Here is a 17,938-nt window from a genome sequence, read left to right as displayed (position 1 = left end):
CCGATCCGGATTATTTTTTCACCCAAATCCGGATTAGCGCGATAGGCTAATGATTCCATGTTGCTGCTGATAAGCTTTGGGATTGACCCCAAATTGCCGTTTGAACAGTTCTGAAAACTGACTTGCCTTGCAATATCCCACTGCTTCCGCCACATCTTTGACGCGCATTGCAGACTCGACTAACAGCGATCGCGCCAACTCCATCCGCTCAACCTGCAAATACCCTAAAACGGTTGTTCCAAACACTTCTCGAAATCCAGCTTTCAATTTGTAGTCATTCAAACCGACTTGACGGGCTAACTTTAGCAAAGAAGGGGGATCGTTCAAGTGTTCAATCAGAATGTCCCTAGCCCAATGAATGCGATCGATCTCGTTTGATTTCAGTCGCTGCGTTGGTTTTGGCTCCAATGCTTCACCCAGCATTGCCAGCCGTAGGGCAATTAATTCAACCGCTTTAGCTTCCAAATAAACTCTGCGCGTCGCACCTTGAAAGGGACAATCCAGGATTTGCCCTAGCGTCGATCGCATTACAGGAGTCGTCTCTCCAACCTGCCAAAATTCTGGATGACCAGATTGCTGAAGGGCTTGAACTAAGTCAATCGGGAGCAATCTAAAATCATCCTCAACGAGGCGTTGAAAGAATGCCAAACTAAAATGAATGTCAAATTTAAGCATGCGATCGCCGCTCTGCCAGAGGTATATACCGCCCTTGCATGTATTCCAAGAAGCACTGAGAAAATTTTGCCCAGAGCGAACCCCTTCATTATGATTCGTCCCAAGTAGGCAAAAACTCAACTCCAACGTAGCTTCGCCAATGCTATGACACGCTGAATATTCTACTAGTAAGTCCTCACTTGGCTGATAGTCATCCAATAAGATATTAAGTCCATTGCATAGATCGATATCGCGTCGATGAATCTTCCCACTTTTAGGATCATCAAGCTTCAATTCGCAGGTCGTTGGACTGATTCTAGGAATATCATCGGCAGAAATAACCAGTGTCATGGGTGAAAACGCATTACGACTTTACAGCTTTAGGAAAGTTAACGTTATTTTGCAAATCAGTATAAAGCTAATGCAAATATTTATCAAATACTGAAAAGGCAATGGGTTCACTGAAGCATAAAATCCGTCTGTTTGCCAAAAACTCCCGCTAGGAGCCAAAATGTTTTGCTATCAAAATGTTTTGCTATATTGAGCAGTTCCGCGAACTGGAATATACGCCCATGCTAACGGCTAATGATACAGTCTACATCGGAGGGTCTTCAGGAGAATAGCGGATGAAAGCGCAGGTGTTTCGTGGGGTGAATAACCTGAGTTACGAAGAGGTGCCAATGCCAGAACTGTTGCCAGATGAGGTGATGGTGCAGGTGCAGGTAGTGGGATTATGTCAGTCGGATATTAAAAAGATTCGCTATCCGCTGTATGAGCCGCCGCGCATTTTTGGGCATGAAACAGCCGGGACGATTTCAGCCGTGGGTGCTGAGGTAAAAGGTTGGCAAGTGGGCGATCGCGTCGTTGTATTACACCACATTCCCTGTATGCACTGTGGTTATTGTATGAATGACAATTTCTCGATGTGTGAGGTGTACAAAAACATTACCACCACTGCCGGATTTGCGCCCAGCGGGGGCGGATTTGCAGACTATGTGAAAGTGCCGGGGCATATTGTGCGAAATGGCGGGTTGATGACCATTCCAGATCAGATCACCTTTGAGCAAGCTAGCTTTGTGGAACCAACGAACTGCTGTTTGAAAGCGGTTAAAAAAGCTCAGATTCAACCCGGACAAACGGTTTTAGTGACTGGCGCGGGTCCAATAGGGCTAATGTTTATCATGTTGGTGAAGTATTTTGGGGCACGGGCGATCGCCACCGATCTGCTACCGAGCCGCATCGAAAAAGCGCTAGCGGTGGGTGCGGATGCTGCCTTTGATGCACGCGATCCAGAGTTATCAACCAAAATTCAGGCAATGACCCAAGACATGGGAGTTGATACGAGCCTGCTTGCAGTTCCCAGTGATAAAGCTTTTTTTCAAGCCCTAGACTGCACTCGCAAAGGCGGCAAGATTTTGTTCTTTGCCGAGTTTCCCGATGAGCTAGAAATTCCGATCAATCCCAATATTCTCTACCGTCGGGAAATTGATCTGATGGGGAGCTATAGTTCGTCGTATCGGGTGCAGCAGTTGGCAGCAGATATTGTCTTCAACCAGTGGATTGATGTGGATGCCTTGGTTAGCGATCGCTTTTCATTAAAAGATCTCTCTGCGGCTGTCGATCGGGCGATCGCCCCCACCCCTGACACTTATAAAATCCTGATTTATCCATGAATAGGCAAGAGGTGAGAGGCAACCCCTCGCCTCTCGCCCCTCACCTTCCTCACACATACTCTGAAATATCTTCCTTACAGTCATCGGCGAGATAAGAAAGGGCGCGGAATCGTAAGCCCACGAGTTGGTCATACAGTGGATTGAGCTTACAGAGAGGCGGAACGTGAACGACCTTGCGTCCAAATAAGGTGATGTCGCGCTCGAAGGGGCATTGAGCAGGAATCATTTTGCACATCAGTCGGGCAATTTTTGGATCTTGAACATCCATACGATCGAGCCAATCGCGCACAGGATGCAACACATCGACCTGATCGACAGTGCTAATAGGCGGCGTTAAGCTAGAAGCCTCAATTGGCTCTACGCCATCGCTGGGCTGGGCATCTGCAATACTTTGTAAAGTGTTTCGGAGGATGTCTAGTGCATCTAGCTTGAGTCCCAAGGCTTGGCAGTACTGGTGAAGTATTTTGTCTTCACTAGCAGAATAATCTTGATCTGCCAGTGCCACCATGACGGCAGTTCTCAGGAAATTTTCTGCTAAGTTGCGATCGCTGCCTAAAACCTTTGCCAACTCATCAGCGGAAATCGGCTCCATGGCGATCGCTTTTTCTGAGGCGGTAAAATCTTTGTGGAGCAACGCAGAAATCATTGCCTGTTCTTTTGTATCAAAGTGACCATCTGCCCATGCCAAGGAAACCAAGCCACGAATCCAAACAGCAGTTTGCTCGTCGGTGTAAGAAGACTTAGTGGTGCCAGCCATTTTGTTTTGCTACAGTCCGATTAAGTTCCGAGTCGATTCTAGCCCGTTCTTCCCATAAATTATCCACGACTTAACGGTAAACTAAGAGACTGAATCCATCGTGGAAAAAGATACCCGTGACCCTCCAAGAATTCGTGCTGTTTCTGTCGGCAATATTGATGGCATCCGGGGGACAGTTTCTGCTCAAATTAGGTGCAGGGAAGCTAGGCAAAGTAAACGCCAATAACTTCATCTCTCTTATTTTGAATATTGCGTTAACACCGGAGTTAATCGCTGGGTTAGCACTGTATGCTTTTAGCTCGATCTTTTTTATTCTGGTCTTAACCCGCGTCAAGCTGAGTGTGGCTGCTCCGGCGGTTTCCATTAGCTACATTTTTTCAGTACTGCTGGGCTACTTCATTTTTAATGAATCGATTTCTCGATATCAAGTGTTTGGGTTAGGACTGATTATTGCTGGAGTGGTTTTAGTGGTGAAACGGTAAGGGGGCAATGCGCTTATAATCAATGCGCTTACGATCGCCGAATATTGAGACAGCACCAGTCTCCGCGCTTCCACAAAGCGGTCACCATCCACCCGTTTGCTTCTAAGGTGTCTGCCACAGGTTTTGCCTGCTCAACTAAAATGCCGCTGAGGATTCCCCAAGTAGTTGGTTTAATCATGGCAGTCATTTGAGGAATTAAATCAATAATCACTTCTGCCAAAATGTTGCAAACAATGCCATCCACTGGCGCATCCAACATCTTCGTCATTTGGTCTACGCTGCCTTGAGCAATGATTAACCGATCTGGCTCAATTTGATTGAGATCCCCATTTTCACGGGTCGCTTTCACCGCTAAGGAATCGGTATCGACGGCATACAGTTGTTTCGCGCCTAACAAAAGTGCCCCAACCGACAAAATCCCAGAGCCACAGCCAACATCGGCAATGACCAAATTGATGGGTAACGGCTCACTGGCGAGGGCTGGCGCTCCCAGTCTCATTTCCAGAGCTTCTAGACAGAGTTGCGTGGTGGCATGTTCACCCGTGCCAAAAGCAACTCCAGGCTCTAGTTTCAGCAAAACGCGATCGTCCATTTCTGGGGTGGGTAACCATGCCGGATTAATCAGCAAGCGATCGCCCACTTTTTGCGGTTTCCAATGCTGTTTCCAATTACTTGCCCAATCTTCCTCTTCGATCAAATTCCATTGGGCAACGGGAGCCGGTAAACCGAGACAGAGCGCATCTTGCCGAAATAGCAGGGAAAGTGCCGCTAAATCCAATATTTGGACTTGTGCTTCAGGAACATAGGCACGCATTAGACAAGATAATCCCTTCAGTTGACTGGACGATCCCAAACAGCCAAACGTATCTAATCGCCAAGAGAGCGTGTCTTCCAGCAATGGATCAGCAAGAATCTGAATTTCCCACCAGCTATTTGCCATGATTTAAGGGAACTAGAAGATAGGAAAAAACTCAATCAGGAAATTCCCCTCATCCCAACCCTGCTAGCTCTGAGCAAGCGGCTTCGCCAACGCACGACCTGCGGTCTACTCCCCAAGGAGAAGGGTTTTCAGAATTTTCCGGTTCCCTCTCCCCCGGGGGAGAGGGCTAGGGTGAGGGTTATTTAGCTGTTTCAAGCACTCCTATAGCGTAACGGTGTAAGCATCTCGGATACCAGGAACTTTGAGAAATTCAGCCAGAACATCATCGGGAAGTGGATCATCAATACTGAGAACCATAACGGCATCGCCTCGAACAATCTTGCGCCCCACTTGCATACTGGCAATATTGACATTAAAGCTACCCAGCAAAGAGCCAATTTTGCCAATAATTCCTGGCATATCTCGGTGCATGGTAAAAACCATGTACTTATTAGGCGGCACATTCACCGGGAAATCATCCACGCTAGTAATCCGAATTTCGGAGTCGCCGAGTAGCGCTCCTGCCACAGAATGTTCCCCTAAAGACCCTTTGGCAGTCAGATGGAGCGAACCCGTATAGTCTTTAATGGAGGCATCGCGAGTTTCCACAACCCGAATGCCACGCTCTTTCGCTTCAATGCTGGCGTTCACGTAGTTAACCCGCTCTTGCAGGGCATGAGAAAGAAGTCCTTTTAAAGCAGCAACGACGATAGGCTGGCTTTGGTTGGTAGCAAGTTCTCCTTGCAAACGAACATTCAGAGCCTCGACTCGTCCGCCGACCAATTGAGCCACTAGGTTCCCTAGGGTTTCTGCCAATTCCAGGTAGGGTCGCAGTTGTTCCAGCAGGTCGGGACGCAAACCAGGGATATTAACCGCAGACCGGGCAGGCAAGCCTAGCAGGACATCGCGGATTTGCTCGGCGACATCGATCGCCACATTCACTTGAGCTTCTTCGGTCGAAGCGCCTAAATGGGGAGTCAACAACAACTCTTTGCCCACTCCGCGCAGAGACGAGTTCTCTTCTAGCGGCTCTTGCACATAGACATCCAAAGCGGCTCCTGCCAATTTGCCTTCCTGCAATGCCTGGACGATCGCTGCCTCATCCACAATCCCACCCCGGGCACAGTTAATAATGCGGGTAGTGGGTTTCATTTTGGCGATCGCTGCTGCGTTGATCAAATTCGCGGTTTCTGGGGTTTTGGGCAAATGCAGCGTAATGTAGTCCGCCTCTTGGAATAAGTTATCAAGCTCGACTAAACGACAGCCGAGTTGTTCAGCCCGCTCATGGGAAACAAAGGGATCATAAGCCAGCAGTTTCATCCCCATGGCATGGGCAACCGTGGCAACATGGGCACCAATCTTACCGAGTCCAACAACACCCAGCGTTTTTTTATAAACTTCAACGCCCATGTAGCTTTTGCGATCCCACTTGCCGCTTTTCAACGATTGGTTCGCTTCGGCAATATAGCGCGACATCGATAGCATCATCGCCAGCGTATGTTCCGCAGCAGCGATCGTATTTCCTTCGGGAGAATTGACGACAACGATCCCCTTACGAGTGGCAGCAGGGACATCTACATTATCTACACCTACGCCCGCTCGACCAATAATTTTAAGTTGGCTAGCTGCTTCGATTATCTCTTGGGTCACACGAGTGCCAGAGCGAATCATTAAGGCATCGTAATTTGAAATAATGCCGATTAGATCTTGAGGAGACAGGTTAGTTTTCACATCAACCTGAGCAACCTGAGACAAAATATCAATTCCGGCTTGATCAATTGGGTCAGAAACAAGAACCTTCGGCATAACAGGCAGATGGGGTTAAACAACAGGGCTTCTTTAACGTTCCAGCAGCGATCGCCTTGCACAGGTTTGTAGAAGGAAAAGCTTGCATATCGTCATCAAACCGACTCTTTACGATACGGCATTTTTGAACCGAATCGACAAAATGTGCTGGATTTCTTTAAAAAGCGCGGAGTACGAACCCAAAACCCAAAACTCAAAACTCCCAAACGCTGCAAAAGATTATTCACAATTTTCAGCCATTCTGAGAAATTGTTGTTAACATTCTGCTGCTACAGTTGTTTTCGCGCTCAGTGATGCTGCGTGTTTAAAGTCCGTGAAAGATAATAACTCGCTTTCTGGTCAGCCTAAGAAAGGCAATCTCAGCTTAAGAAAAGTTTCTAAACAAAAAAGCTACCGCTGGCTATGGATTGTCACGGGTTTGTCAGGAGTAGCGGTTTTGTCAGCAACCGCAGGCGCAATTTTGGCGATGACCATGGCAAGCGCGCCACTCTTACAGCGCAAACTCAGTCCCAAAGATGCGGCAGTCTTTGCGAAAGGCGACCTTTCTAGTATTAGCAACTTGCAATTGCCTGAGTTAACCCGTCCAGTCAATGTTTTGGTCTTAGGAGCCAAAGTGCTGACCAGCGAAGTATCGGGTGAGTTACCACCGGGGCAAAAAAATCTAGGGTATCAAGCCTTGGTAAATTCCTTTGAAGGCTTAACCGATACGATGATGTTGGTTCGATTTAACCCTGAAACTCAGAAAGTCGCGCTGCTGTCGATTCCTAGAGATACCCGCACTGAGATTCCGGGTTATAGCGTTAGCAAAATCAATGAAGCAAATTCAGTAGGTGGACCCGCATTAGCGGCGCGAACCGTAAGCCAGTTATTGGGTGGGGTGGGGGTTGATCGCTATATCACCATCAATGTGCAGGGTGTTCAAGCATTGGTAGACGCATTAGGCGGCGTAACCGTCTACGTGCCAAAAGACATGAAATATAGCGACGACAGCCAACATTTTTATGTCAACTTAAAAGCGGGGAAGCAGCACCTGAACGGTAATCAAGCGCTCCAGCTACTCCGTTTTCGCTATGATGAAAACGGCGATATTGGGCGAGTGCAGCGTCAACAAATGGTGATTCGCGCCCTATCTGAGCAAGCGCTCAATCCGATGACTTTGGCTCGGCTGCCCCAAATTATTTCGGTGATTCGGGCTTATATCGACACCAATTTGACAGTAGAGGAGATCTTTGCACTGGTCGCGTATTCTAGTCGGGTTGATCGCTCCAAGATGGAAATGGTGATCACTCCGGGTGAATATGGCGACATTGAAACTTACGGCACCAGTTATTGGCTGCCAGATTTAGCGAAAATTCAAGTGATTATGGCTCAGCATTTTAATCTAGGTCTCAACCCAACAGCGCCGAATATTTCGCCTAGCCAAGTTCGGGTTGCGATTCAAGACACCACCGATCAAGGCGCGCCCAACTCCTGGATTAATTCCCTGTCAGAAGCGGGTTATAGCAATGTTGCGATCGCTGAACCCTACAGCGAACCGCTGGATACGACGCGCATCTTGGCACAGCAGGGCGACGTTGCCAGTGCTGAAACTATTCGCCGCCTGTTGGGTTTCGGCGAAGTTCGCGTCGATGGCAATGGCGATCTCAACTCGGATGTGACGATTCAGCTTGGCAAAGATGCTTTGAAGCGTTAATGGGAAAAGGGTGATCGCCCTTGTGATCTTTTAGGCCCCTTCCATTCTGAGGTGTTGCCTATGGCACTCTTCAGATATCGCGCTATAGGGTAGTATTCTCTAAGCTAAAACCGCTATTGTCAGCGCCTCGTTTCAAGGCAGGCGATCGCATAACCACTCGGATTGTAAGGAGGATTTCCTATGTACATTGAGGACATTATTGCCAGTGAAGTTTTGGACTCGCGAGGTAATCCTACGGTTGAAGCGCGGGTGATATTAGAAGATGGCACAGAAGGATCGGCGATCGTTCCTTCGGGTGCGTCTACGGGAGAAAAAGAAGCAGTAGAACTGCGAGATGGCGATCAGCAGCGCTATGGCGGCAAGGGCGTATTGCAGGCAGTGGACAATGTAAATGAGAAAATTACGCCAGAATTAGTCGGCATGGAAGCCACTGCTCAACGCGAGATTGACATGTTGATGATTGAAATTGACGGCACCCCCAACAAAGCGGATCTGGGTGCAAACGCAATTTTGGCGGTTTCGATGGCGGTGGCAAAGGCGGCGGCAACCTATATGGGAATGCCGCTCTATCGCTATTTAGGTGGAGTAAATGCATCGTTGCTGCCGGTGCCCTGCATGAATGTGATTAACGGCGGTGCCCATGCAGACAATACCGTTGATTTTCAAGAGTTTATGATTGCGCCGCACAATGCGCCGAGTTTTGCCGAGTCGATTCGGATGGGAATTGAAACATTCCATGCGCTGAGAGCAATTTTGAAGGCAAAGGGTTATAGCACCGCTGTAGGGGATGAAGGCGGGTTTGCGCCGGATCTAAAAACCAATGAAGAGGCAATGGAAGTGATTGTGGAGGCGATCGCCAAAGCAGGCTATATACCAGGCGAAGATATTTCGATTTGCCTCGATCCAGCCACTAGCGAAATGTGGAAAGACGGCAAATATCGCTTTTTCAAATCCACACAAGAAGCAAAAACCTCAGAAGAAATGGTGGCGCTGTGGGCATCCTGGGCAAAACAATACCCGATCGTGTCCTTGGAAGACGGTATGGGCGAAAACGACTGGGATGGCTGGAGCCTGCTGACTCAAGAGATTGGGGGCACGGTGCAACTGGTGGGCGATGATCTGTTTTGCACCAATGCCAAGATTTTGGCAGAGGGCATTCAGGCGGGAATTGCCAACTCGGTGTTGATCAAGGTGAACCAAATTGGCACCTTAACCGAAACGCTGGACACCATTGAGCTAGCCCAAAAAAACAATTACAGCTACATGGTTTCCCATCGATCGGGTGAATCGGAAGACACCACGATCGCGGATATTGCCGTTGCCACGGGAGCGGGACAAATTAAAACCGGGTCGGGCTGTCGCGGTGAGCGCGTCTCCAAGTTTAATCAACTGCTACGAATCGAGCGGCAGCTTGGAAAAGCAGCGCGTTTTGCAGGCAAGTCAGCTTTTGCTTAAGGCATTTGCTTAGACGTGTGAGACTCTGCAAAAAGACTGGGTAATCTGAAAGAATGCGATCGCCCAAACAGTTCCGTAGATTGTCGGCGATCGCGTTCCACTTATTTTGGATGAATGATTTCATGAAACAGATCATGAGTGCCGTTGTGATGAGTGTTGGCTTCATGGGAGTTGTTTTTTTGGGGGCAACAAGCGTCAGCAGCCGACCTTTTATTCAGCCCGCTAGAGAAACTCCCCCAGCGCCCACCCTATTCAGCCAGCTAAACAGCAAGCTCGATTTATCGCTATTAGCGAAGTCAAGCGCAGTCTTTGTTCAAAGCGATCGCTACCGGACAGAATCAGAAATTCGAGTCAAAGCAACATCCGGCGGCACCAATGTAACTAGCTCTGCCAAAGTGATCACACTGGTGCAAGCGCCCAACCAGTTTCACGCTGAAATCACTTTCCCATCAGACACCGGCACCGAGGTGAAAAGCACGGTCATCTCGGATGGCAAGCAAGTGTGGATGTATCGCTCTGATTTGAAGCAATATGCCGTCATCCCTTACGAAAAATTTGATGACTTGGACGACTATTATTGGATTGGCATATCATCCTATTGGTTTCTCTCAGTGCCAGCCGACGTTCGCAAGCCGATCGCGGAAGGCGCTTTAACCGATCCGCTAGTGCTAAAAGAATTGGGCATTAACGATACATTACCCCTGAAAGGAAGCCGCCAAACCCTAGACGGGCGATCGCTCTATGGATACGAAGTCACAGATAAAGAAGGGTTTACCATCGCCGCTCTCATCGAACCCACCACCGCAGAACTGAAACAAATCCGCCTCAGTGGAAAGTCGGAAGGCTTTAAAATAGACATCGCCGAACACATTCTCACCCGCACTGCCAACCCAGAGATCGCGGCATCTGCCTTTAAATTTACGCCTCCACCTGGAGCCAAACTCGTAAAATCCGTCGAGATTGGACCCTTGTAAGGATTATTAAGAACAGGCTCCTAAAGCTTTTCTGAGAACCTGTCAAAATAAAAGAAATCGATTGAGGAATCATCATGCGACTACTTCACACCATGCTGCGGGTTGGCAATTTAGAACAGTCTCTTAACTTTTATTGCAACTTTTTGGGTATGAAACTATTGCGCCAAAAGGATTATCCCGGCGGCGAGTTTACCCTAGCGTTTGTCGGCTACGGCGATGAAGCAGATCACACGGTTCTCGAACTGACCTACAACTGGGGCACAGAAAACTATACCTTGGGCGATGCCTATGGACACATTGCGATCGGAGTGGATGATATTTACGCAACCTGCGACCAAATTCGTAATCAAGGCGGCAAAATCACCCGCGAACCTGGACCGATGAAACACGGCTCAACCGTAATTGCATTTGTGGAAGACCCTGACGGATACAAGGTGGAATTAATTCAACTGAAAACAGAGGGTGCAGCCACAGCCGATAAAAAGCCTGAAATCGCCTCTGTCTAAAATCATCAATCAAGTCGTCGTTGAAGGGTCATAAAAATTGCAAGATCTTCAAAACATCCAGGTTCCAAAAGCAGTTCAGAATATTCTGATAAAAACCAAAGAAATAGATTTTCAGATGGTTTCTGAACCTCTGGTTGGTTCGTTGCTAAAAACCTTAGCCGCGAGTAAACCTGCTGGGAGTTTTCTAGAATTAGGCACTGGTACTGGAGTTTCAACAGCTTGGTTGTTAAGCGGTATGAATTCAGACGCTACCCTTGTTTCAGTTGGAAATGATGGTGCGTTAATGGCGATCGCTCAACACCATCTTGGTCAAAATCCACGAGTGCTGTGGCGTTATTATTGCCACAAAATTGTAAAAGCAGCCACGCTACAAGAAATCACTGTAACGGGCTGCTCATAGATTGAGTTGTGAATCCTAGCCGGGGTTAACCACCCGCGATCGCGGGAATAATGCTGACTTCATCGCCATCGCTTAGCACCGTGTTGATGCCATCCAAAAAGCGGATATCTTCACTATTCACATAAAAATTGACGAAGCGGCGCAGTTCACCTTGCTCGTCACAGATCCGCCCTTTGATTCCAGGACAGTTTGTTTCCAAAGATTCCAGTAGTTCGGCAATGGTCGCCCCGCTACAGTCAACAGTGGGCTGGTCGTGGGTCAATTTTTGCAGGGGAGTGGGAATTAGAACTTTGATAGACATAGCAATAATCAAGTAGTGGATATGGAAAATGACGAACTGAAATGGTTTTCAGCAAGCAAACCTTTTGTAAGGGCAGGTTTTCTAGTTGATTTGCGGGTCAGACCGTTCAATTTTGGCTAAACCTGCCCCAACGACAGCGGTACTTTTCTTGTAGAAATCTTCTAAACTGAAACCTGCTGCCACTCTAGGCGATCGAGGGTTTGGGCACGTTCTAGCGCCCGTTCAAAGCTATCAAGCTTGGGTTCGATCGTTAACGGTTCGCCAATGTACCCCTGAATGGCTTCCTGAGTCTTCAGTCCGTTTCCGGTGATATAGACAACCGTGGTTTCGTCGGGGTTGATTTTACCTGCTGCGACTAGCTTTTGCAAAACGGCGATCGTCGTGCCGCCTGCGGTTTCGGTGAAAATCCCTTCGGTTTCTGCCAATAGCTTGATACCATCAATAATTTCAGCATCGGTGACCGATTCGATATTGCCATTGGTTTTACGAGCAAGGTCGATCGCATATATGCCATCAGCCGGGTTACCGATCGCTAGAGATTTTGCGATCGTGCTGGGCTTCACCGGGGTGATAAAGTCGCGCTCTTCCCGGAATGCTTGGGCGATCGGCGAACAGCCTTCCGCTTGGGCACCACTAAAACGAACGGGCTTATCGTCCACCAAGCCTACCTCGACAAATTCGCGGAAGCCCTTATAAATCTTGGTGAACAGCGAACCAGATGCCAGCGGCGCGACGATGTGATCGGGCAATTGCCAGCCCAGTTGTTCTGCCACTTCATAGCCCAAGGTTTTGGAGCCTTCAGAATAGTAAGGACGCAGATTGATGTTGACGAAGCCCCAGCCGTGCGTGTTGGCGACTTCAGAACAGAGGCGATTCACCTGATCATAATTGCCTTTCACAGCCATCACGGTTGGGTTGTAGATTAAGGTGCCCATAATCTTCGCGGCTTCCAAATCAGCCGGAATGAACACACAGCAATCTAACCCAGCGTGAGCCGCGATCGCGGCAGTGGAGTTTGCCAAGTTGCCAGTACTGGCGCAAGAAACCGTCGTGAATCCCAGTTCTTGAGCGCGAGTCAGCGCCACGGATACCACCCTATCCTTAAAGCTTAAGGTGGGCATGTTGACCGCATCATTTTTGATGTATAGGTTTTTCAAGCCTAAACGCCGCGCCAGCCGTTTTGCCTGCACTAAAGGAGTCATGCCCGTGCCGACATCAATCGGCGTGTTGGTTTCTACGGGCAAAAAGGGACGATAGCGCCAGATGGAGTTGGGACCTGCGGCGATCGTTTCGCGAGTTACGGTGCGGCGAAGTTGGTCATAATCATAGGCAACTTCCAAAGGACCAAAGCAGTATTCGCACACATGCATTGCCTTCAGTTCATACTCAGCGCCACATTCCTTACATTTCAAAGCGCGAAAGGTTGCAGCAGATTGGGATGGAACGGGGATAGGACGGGTGATTGCCTGAGTCATAAGTGAAAAGCCTGCTGGGTGCGTATTTCTGGTCTTTAAATAGGTTTTTTAAAGAAATTATTTCTGAATTGATTTGGATAGTAACACTCAGAGTTAAACAGGTCAAACATACCCGACTAAAATTATCGGGATTGATAAAAAGACTCTTTTTTCTAGCTGTCACGCTAAGCTCTAAACAAGTAGACGAAGGAATCATCAATTATGCGATCGCCAGAACAGCCACTTCAACAGCGACGAAAACGTGTAAAGGTCTTAACAGTAGGTTTTTCGCTGGTTTTGGTGCCGCTGATTTTACTGCTGTTGACCACGATACTGCCCGCCCAAGCCGTCACGCCAAAACACTACACTGAGCTAACCTTTCCGCCTTTGCCAGCTTTAAAAGTACCGCCCTATGAGCGGTTTCAACTTGCGAACGGAATGGTAGTCTACTTGATGGAAGATCACGAGTTGCCTTTGGTTGGCGGCACGGCAATCATTCGCACAGGCGATCGCTTGGAACCTGCTGAACAAGTGGGTTTAGCAGATTTGATGGCAACCGTGATGCGAACGGGGGGGACAGCGACGCAATCGGGCGATGACCTCAACCGATTTTTAGAACGCCGGGCGGCATCTGTAGAGACGGGTATGGGCGATTCGTCGGGAAGTGCAGGCTTCAGCGCTTTGACTGAAGATTTAGAGACGGTGTTTGGGCTGTTTGCGGAAGTGGTACGCAATCCGGCTTTTCCTGAAAGCAAGCTGAATCTGGCGAAAACTCAGCAGCGGGGTGCGATCGCTCGGCGGAACGATACTCCTGGCAGCATTGCCGGACGCGAGTTTAATAAGCTGATTTACGGCAGCACCAGCCCGTATGCGCGCACGGTGGAATACGCCACGTTGGATAGTATCGCTCGTGAGGATTTAGTCCGTTTTCACCAAAACTATTTCATGCCTAAAAAGACAATGCTAGGAATTGTGGGCGATTTTAACCCAGCCAAAATGCGATCGCTGATTGAAGCAAAATTTGGCGACTGGAAATCGAGCGGAGTAGAGCAACCCGTTATCCCCTCAGCATCTCAGGCAAATCAGGGCGGCGTGTTTTTGGTGGATCAACCCCAACTCACTCAAAGCAGTGTGCAAATTGGGCATTTAGGCGGACAGTTAAACAGTCCTGATTATGCAGCGCTTTCGGTAATGAATGGCGTGTTGAATGGTTTTGGCGGACGCTTGTTTAACCAGGTGCGATCGCGTCAGGGCTTGGCATACACCGTCTATGCATCTTGGCGACCCAACTACGATTATCCGGGAACGTTTGTAGCCGGGGGGCAAACCCGCTCCGATGCCACAGTGTCGTTTATCCAGAGCATCCTTGCAGAGATCGACAAAATTCGCACCCAACCGATTACAACCACTGAGCTTGCCTACGCTAAAGATACCGTCCTCAACTCATTTATCTTTAACTTCCAAGATCCAGGACAAACCCTCTCTCGTCTGCTGCGCTATGAATATTTTGGCTACCCCAAAGATTTCATTTTTCAATATCGTCAAGGGGTTGAATCGACCACTGTTGCAGACGTGCAGCGAGTCGCTCAGACTTACCTCAAACCTGAAAAACTGGTGACTTTAGTGGTCGGCAGTTCTGCCCAAATTCAGCCGCCATTATCAAGCTTAAATGCAGATACCAAAGTCACTGCGATCGACGTGACTATTCCACCACCCAAAAAAGGATAGATCTAGTTGAGCGCAGCCGAAAAGCACTAATGTCATAAAGACAGGTTTTGTCGTTGATTTATTGAGAATTAGTCATAAATTTGGCTAAACCTGCCCCAACAACAGTGGTATCCTTTTCCCCCAAAATCTTTAAAACGCCAAAAAGCTTGTGGAAAGGATTGCTCAATGGTTCAGTCAAACTTATCTTCTGAGACAGCCGCGATTTCGCAAAACGGATTTCTTACAGGAAGCGCCCTTGGAAATCTTGTAGATCCGGTCTTGTGGAACGACTGGCATGTGGTGGCAAAAGTAGACGAGTTAGCCCCTGAAACTTGTCGTAGTGCCCGATTGTTAGCCATAGATTTAGTGCTGTGGCGCGGACAGGACCACCAAATTTTTGCTTGGAGCGATCGCTGTCCTCATCGCAGCGTCAAACTCTCCAACGGTTCAGTCATCGGCAATACGCTCGTATGTCCCTATCACGGCATGGTATATGACAAAACGGGACACTGTGTAAAAGTGCCTGCCCATCCCGATTATGTGCCGCCTAAACAGGCTTGTGTTCGTGCATTCCAAGTTCAAGAGCGCTATGGACTTGTGTTTGTCTGTCTAGGAGAACCCATCAACGAAATACCGCCGTTTCCCGAATGGAAAGCTCCCGGCTATCTCAACTTTTTGTCAGGACCGCATTTTTGCAAAACGGGCGGCTATCGGGCGATCGAAAACTTTTTGGATGTGGCGCACTTCCCTTTCATCCATGCCAACATTTTGGGTGACCCAGCCATGACTGCTGTGGAGGATTACGAAGTTTCAACCGACGATCGCGGGGTGCATCTTCATAACATCAAAGTTTGGCAACCTGATCCTCTCGGCATCGGGCATGGCGATTATGTGGTCTATCAATATTCTGCTCTGCGCCCCTTAACTGCCTATTTGCGGAAAGATACCCCCACGGGCGAATGCTTAACGATTTTGTATTGCGTCACGCCGGTGAGTGAAGAGGAGTGCATTGGCTGGATGTGGGCAAGTGCAAATTTTATCGATGCCAGCCAAAAAGCCGCCGCGATCGCCTTTCAAGATACCGTCTTTGCCCAAGATCTCGACAATCTAGAATCGCATAATCCCAAACGCTTGCCATTGAATCCCCATGCTGAGTTTCATGTGCCCTGCGATCGCGGTTCCCTCGCCTATCGTAAGTGGCTCAAACAACTCGGCATCACCTACGGCGTAATTCTTTAGAGCTTGATGTAACAACTATTCCTTATTTTTCAATGATCTTCATTGGGGGATGAAATTTGTAGGGGCAATCCCTTGTGGTTGCCCTCTATCTTCGGCAGGGTAGGCACAAGACCTACCCCTACAATCAGAAATCATACTTGCATTCAGCAACGCCCGTGTTCTAACCTATTCATCCGTTGCCATGTTGAGGGCGATCGCTTCTGCTACCTTGATCCCATCAATCCCCGCTGAAAGGATTCCGCCTGCATATCCCGCTCCTTCCCCGGCTGGATACAGACCTAGCGTATTCACACTTTGTCCATCGGCGTTACGCTTAATCCGAATCGGCGAAGACGTGCGGGTTTCAACTCCAGTCAAAACCGCATCAGGCATGGCAAATCCTTGAATCTGTTTGTCAAAGGCAGGCAGCGCTTCCCGAATGGCGGCGATCGCATAGTCAGGCAAGCTCTGGCTCAAATCGCCTAACTGTACGCCAGGAGTATAAGAAGGCTTGACGGTGCCGAGAGACTGAGACGGGCGATCGGCGAGAAAATCACCCACAAGCTGCCCCGGCGCATCATAGGTGCTGCCGCCTAGCTTGAAAGCCTGCTCTTCTAGACTGCGCTGAAAGGCAATTCCAGCCAGGGCATCACCGGGATAATCGGCGGGCGTAATGCCGACCACGATCGCGCTGTTGGCGTTGCGCTCATTGCGAGAATATTGGCTCATGCCGTTGGTGACGAGCCGTCCTGGTTCCGACGCTGCCGCGACTACTAGCCCCCCCGGACACATACAAAAGCTATAGACCGATCGCCGATTTTGGCAGTGATGTACCAGTTTATAATCGGCAGCGCCTAAAAGTTTGTGACCCGCATGATTACCAAACCGGGCGCGATCAATCAAGGGTTGCGGATGCTCGACTCGAAAGCCAATGGAAAAGGGTTTTGCCTCAATATAAACGCCGCGATCGAACAGCATTTGAAACGTATCACGGGCACTGTGACCCACGGCAAGCAACACATGATCGCTGCGAAGATATTCACCACTCGCCAGCATAACTCCGCGCACCTGTCCGTTCTCGATGTCAATATCATCAACTCGACTTTGAAATCGAATTTCGCCACCGAGCGCTTCAATTTGGGCACGGAGATTCTGGACAATTCCGACTAATTTAAAGGTGCCAATATGGGGCTTGTTGATATAGAGAATTTCCGGTGAGGCTCCAGCCTTCACCAGTTCTGTTAATACCTTACGCCCGTAGTGCTGAGGGTCTTTGACCTGACTGTAGAGTTTGCCATCCGAGAACGTGCCCGCTCCGCCCTCGCCAAACTGGGCATTAGATTCTGGATTGAGCTCGTCTTTTTTCTTCCAAAAATTGAATGTGTCAATCGTGCGATCGCGCACTGCTTTTCCCCGCTCCAAAAGAATCGGACGAAACCCCATTTGCGCCAGCATTAACCCCGCAAACATGCCGCAAGGACCCGTGCCAATCACAATCGGTCGCGTCACTAAATGACTCGGCGCTTTTGCCTCAAAGCGATAGCTCATATCGGGCGCAACCTTGACAGTCGGATCTTTCTTGAACTGCTGAAGCAACCGCTTTTCCTGGGTTGTTTCCACATCTAGAATGTAAACCAGCGTCATCTCTTCTTTTTTACGCGCATCAAAGCTACGCTTAAAAATCGCATAGCGAATCAGTGCATCTGAGGGAATTTGCAGCTTTTTAAGAATGGCAGCAGCGATCGCCTCTTCAGCATGATCGAGCGGGAGTTTTACTTCAGTGAGCCGTAACATAAGCGATCGTGGGCTAGTTGCAGAACTGGTTTAGCAAAAGGGCTAGGGTGAGGGCAAATTTAGGGCGTTGCTGAATCTAGATATGAAATTTGTAGGGGCAATCCCTTGTGGTTGCCCTTATCCCAGCAAGGGTAGGCACAAGGCG

The 17,938-nt window shown here is 48.8% G+C and carries 16 protein-coding genes; 9 read left to right on the top strand and 7 right to left on the bottom strand.

What is annotated here, in order from left to right; translation table 11 throughout:
* Positions 1-33: 33 nt before the first annotated feature.
* Positions 34-1,005: a helix-turn-helix transcriptional regulator gene (locus AB3R30_RS00140; protein WP_458647102.1), complete on the bottom strand. Its 972-nt coding sequence runs from the start codon at positions 1,003-1,005 to the stop codon at positions 34-36.
* Positions 1,006-1,280: 275 nt separating this feature from the next.
* On the opposite strand from AB3R30_RS00140, the gene AB3R30_RS00135 reads away from it, so the two are divergent.
* Positions 1,281-2,327, top strand: a complete 1,047-nt coding sequence (locus AB3R30_RS00135; RefSeq protein WP_458647101.1) for a zinc-dependent dehydrogenase — start codon at positions 1,281-1,283, stop codon at positions 2,325-2,327.
* A gap of 49 nt (positions 2,328-2,376) precedes the next feature.
* Here the strand turns inward: AB3R30_RS00135 and AB3R30_RS00130 are convergent, their stop codons facing one another.
* Positions 2,377-3,084, bottom strand: coding sequence for a Mo-dependent nitrogenase C-terminal domain-containing protein (locus AB3R30_RS00130; protein WP_458647100.1), 708 nt, complete (start codon positions 3,082-3,084; stop codon positions 2,377-2,379).
* A 116-nt stretch (positions 3,085-3,200) separates the two neighbouring features.
* Between AB3R30_RS00130 and AB3R30_RS00125 the strand changes: the two genes are divergently transcribed.
* Positions 3,201-3,566, top strand: coding sequence for an EamA family transporter (locus AB3R30_RS00125; protein WP_458647099.1), 366 nt, complete (start codon positions 3,201-3,203; stop codon positions 3,564-3,566).
* A gap of 28 nt (positions 3,567-3,594) precedes the next feature.
* Here AB3R30_RS00125 and prmA read toward each other — a convergent pair whose 3' ends face one another.
* Together prmA and serA are read right to left on the bottom strand one after the other, a co-directional pair.
* Positions 3,595-4,506, bottom strand: a complete 912-nt coding sequence (gene prmA / locus AB3R30_RS00120; RefSeq protein WP_458647098.1) for a 50S ribosomal protein L11 methyltransferase — start codon at positions 4,504-4,506, stop codon at positions 3,595-3,597.
* Positions 4,507-4,707: 201 nt separating this feature from the next.
* The gene (serA, locus tag AB3R30_RS00115; RefSeq protein ID WP_458647097.1) at positions 4,708-6,291 is read right to left on the bottom strand and encodes a phosphoglycerate dehydrogenase; all 1,584 of its coding nucleotides are present in this window, start codon (positions 6,289-6,291) and stop codon (positions 4,708-4,710) included.
* Positions 6,292-6,604: 313 nt separating this feature from the next.
* On the opposite strand from serA, the gene AB3R30_RS00110 reads away from it, so the two are divergent.
* The 5 genes from AB3R30_RS00110 (at position 6,605) to AB3R30_RS00090 (ending at position 11,319) form a co-directional block, all read left to right on the top strand.
* On the top strand, positions 6,605-7,984 hold the full coding sequence (locus tag AB3R30_RS00110; protein ID WP_458647096.1) for an LCP family protein: 1,380 nt from the start codon (positions 6,605-6,607) through the stop codon (positions 7,982-7,984).
* Positions 7,985-8,164: 180 nt separating this feature from the next.
* Positions 8,165-9,439, top strand: a complete 1,275-nt coding sequence (eno, locus tag AB3R30_RS00105; RefSeq protein WP_458647095.1) for a phosphopyruvate hydratase — start codon at positions 8,165-8,167, stop codon at positions 9,437-9,439.
* A 53-nt stretch (positions 9,440-9,492) separates the two neighbouring features.
* Complete coding sequence (locus AB3R30_RS00100) at positions 9,493-10,413, top strand: LolA family protein (protein ID WP_458647094.1); 921 nt, start codon at positions 9,493-9,495, stop codon at positions 10,411-10,413.
* A 74-nt stretch (positions 10,414-10,487) separates the two neighbouring features.
* Entirely contained in the window at positions 10,488-10,919 is a 432-nt protein-coding gene (gloA, locus tag AB3R30_RS00095) for a lactoylglutathione lyase (RefSeq protein ID WP_458647093.1), read from the top strand.
* A 37-nt stretch (positions 10,920-10,956) separates the two neighbouring features.
* Positions 10,957-11,319 (top strand): O-methyltransferase, encoded by a 363-nt coding sequence (locus AB3R30_RS00090; protein ID WP_458647092.1) that lies wholly within the window; start codon positions 10,957-10,959, stop codon positions 11,317-11,319.
* A 25-nt stretch (positions 11,320-11,344) separates the two neighbouring features.
* Here AB3R30_RS00090 and AB3R30_RS00085 read toward each other — a convergent pair whose 3' ends face one another.
* Together AB3R30_RS00085 and thrC are read right to left on the bottom strand one after the other, a co-directional pair.
* Positions 11,345-11,620 (bottom strand): MoaD/ThiS family protein, encoded by a 276-nt coding sequence (locus tag AB3R30_RS00085; protein ID WP_458647091.1) that lies wholly within the window; start codon positions 11,618-11,620, stop codon positions 11,345-11,347.
* A 161-nt stretch (positions 11,621-11,781) separates the two neighbouring features.
* Positions 11,782-13,095 (bottom strand): threonine synthase, encoded by a 1,314-nt coding sequence (thrC, locus tag AB3R30_RS00080; RefSeq protein WP_458647090.1) that lies wholly within the window; start codon positions 13,093-13,095, stop codon positions 11,782-11,784.
* A 201-nt stretch (positions 13,096-13,296) separates the two neighbouring features.
* Here thrC and AB3R30_RS00075 point away from each other — a divergent pair, with 201 nt between their 5' ends.
* Positions 13,297-14,802 carry a M16 family metallopeptidase gene (locus AB3R30_RS00075; RefSeq protein ID WP_458647089.1) on the top strand — a complete coding sequence of 502 codons (1,506 nt, stop codon included), beginning with the start codon at positions 13,297-13,299 and terminating at the stop codon, positions 14,800-14,802.
* 165 nt (positions 14,803-14,967) lie between these two features.
* Positions 14,968-16,020: an aromatic ring-hydroxylating dioxygenase subunit alpha gene (locus AB3R30_RS00070; RefSeq protein WP_458647088.1), complete on the top strand. Its 1,053-nt coding sequence runs from the start codon at positions 14,968-14,970 to the stop codon at positions 16,018-16,020.
* Positions 16,021-16,185: 165 nt separating this feature from the next.
* Here AB3R30_RS00070 and AB3R30_RS00065 read toward each other — a convergent pair whose 3' ends face one another.
* Positions 16,186-17,793, bottom strand: a complete 1,608-nt coding sequence (locus AB3R30_RS00065; protein ID WP_458647087.1) for an NAD(P)/FAD-dependent oxidoreductase — start codon at positions 17,791-17,793, stop codon at positions 16,186-16,188.
* Positions 17,794-17,938: the final 145 nt, after the last annotated feature.

The sequence above is a fragment of the Sivoneniella epilithica UHCC 1019 genome (assembly GCF_040830845.1).
Taxonomy (GTDB): domain Bacteria; phylum Cyanobacteriota; class Cyanobacteriia; order Leptolyngbyales; family Leptolyngbyaceae; genus ULC077BIN1.
This window is presented reverse-complemented; position numbering and strand designations above follow the sequence as displayed.

Bases quoted from the DNA above. Each gene is read 5' to 3' on its own strand.
- AB3R30_RS00140 (WP_458647102.1), bottom strand. From the start codon at position 1,005: ATGACACTGGTTATTTCTGCCGATGATATTCCTAGAATCAGTCCAACG.
- AB3R30_RS00135 (WP_458647101.1), top strand. From the start codon at position 1,281: ATGAAAGCGCAGGTGTTTCGTGGGGTGAATAACCTGAGTTACGAAGAG.
- AB3R30_RS00130 (WP_458647100.1), bottom strand. From the start codon at position 3,084: ATGGCTGGCACCACTAAGTCTTCTTACACCGACGAGCAAACTGCTGTT.
- prmA (WP_458647098.1), bottom strand. From the start codon at position 4,506: ATGGCAAATAGCTGGTGGGAAATTCAGATTCTTGCTGATCCATTGCTG.
- serA (WP_458647097.1), bottom strand. From the start codon at position 6,291: ATGCCGAAGGTTCTTGTTTCTGACCCAATTGATCAAGCCGGAATTGAT.
- eno (WP_458647095.1), top strand. From the start codon at position 8,165: ATGTACATTGAGGACATTATTGCCAGTGAAGTTTTGGACTCGCGAGGT.
- AB3R30_RS00100 (WP_458647094.1), top strand. From the start codon at position 9,493: ATGCGATCGCCCAAACAGTTCCGTAGATTGTCGGCGATCGCGTTCCAC.
- gloA (WP_458647093.1), top strand. From the start codon at position 10,488: ATGCGACTACTTCACACCATGCTGCGGGTTGGCAATTTAGAACAGTCT.
- AB3R30_RS00085 (WP_458647091.1), bottom strand. From the start codon at position 11,620: ATGTCTATCAAAGTTCTAATTCCCACTCCCCTGCAAAAATTGACCCAC.
- thrC (WP_458647090.1), bottom strand. From the start codon at position 13,095: ATGACTCAGGCAATCACCCGTCCTATCCCCGTTCCATCCCAATCTGCT.
- AB3R30_RS00075 (WP_458647089.1), top strand. From the start codon at position 13,297: ATGCGATCGCCAGAACAGCCACTTCAACAGCGACGAAAACGTGTAAAG.
- AB3R30_RS00070 (WP_458647088.1), top strand. From the start codon at position 14,968: ATGGTTCAGTCAAACTTATCTTCTGAGACAGCCGCGATTTCGCAAAAC.
- AB3R30_RS00065 (WP_458647087.1), bottom strand. From the start codon at position 17,793: ATGTTACGGCTCACTGAAGTAAAACTCCCGCTCGATCATGCTGAAGAG.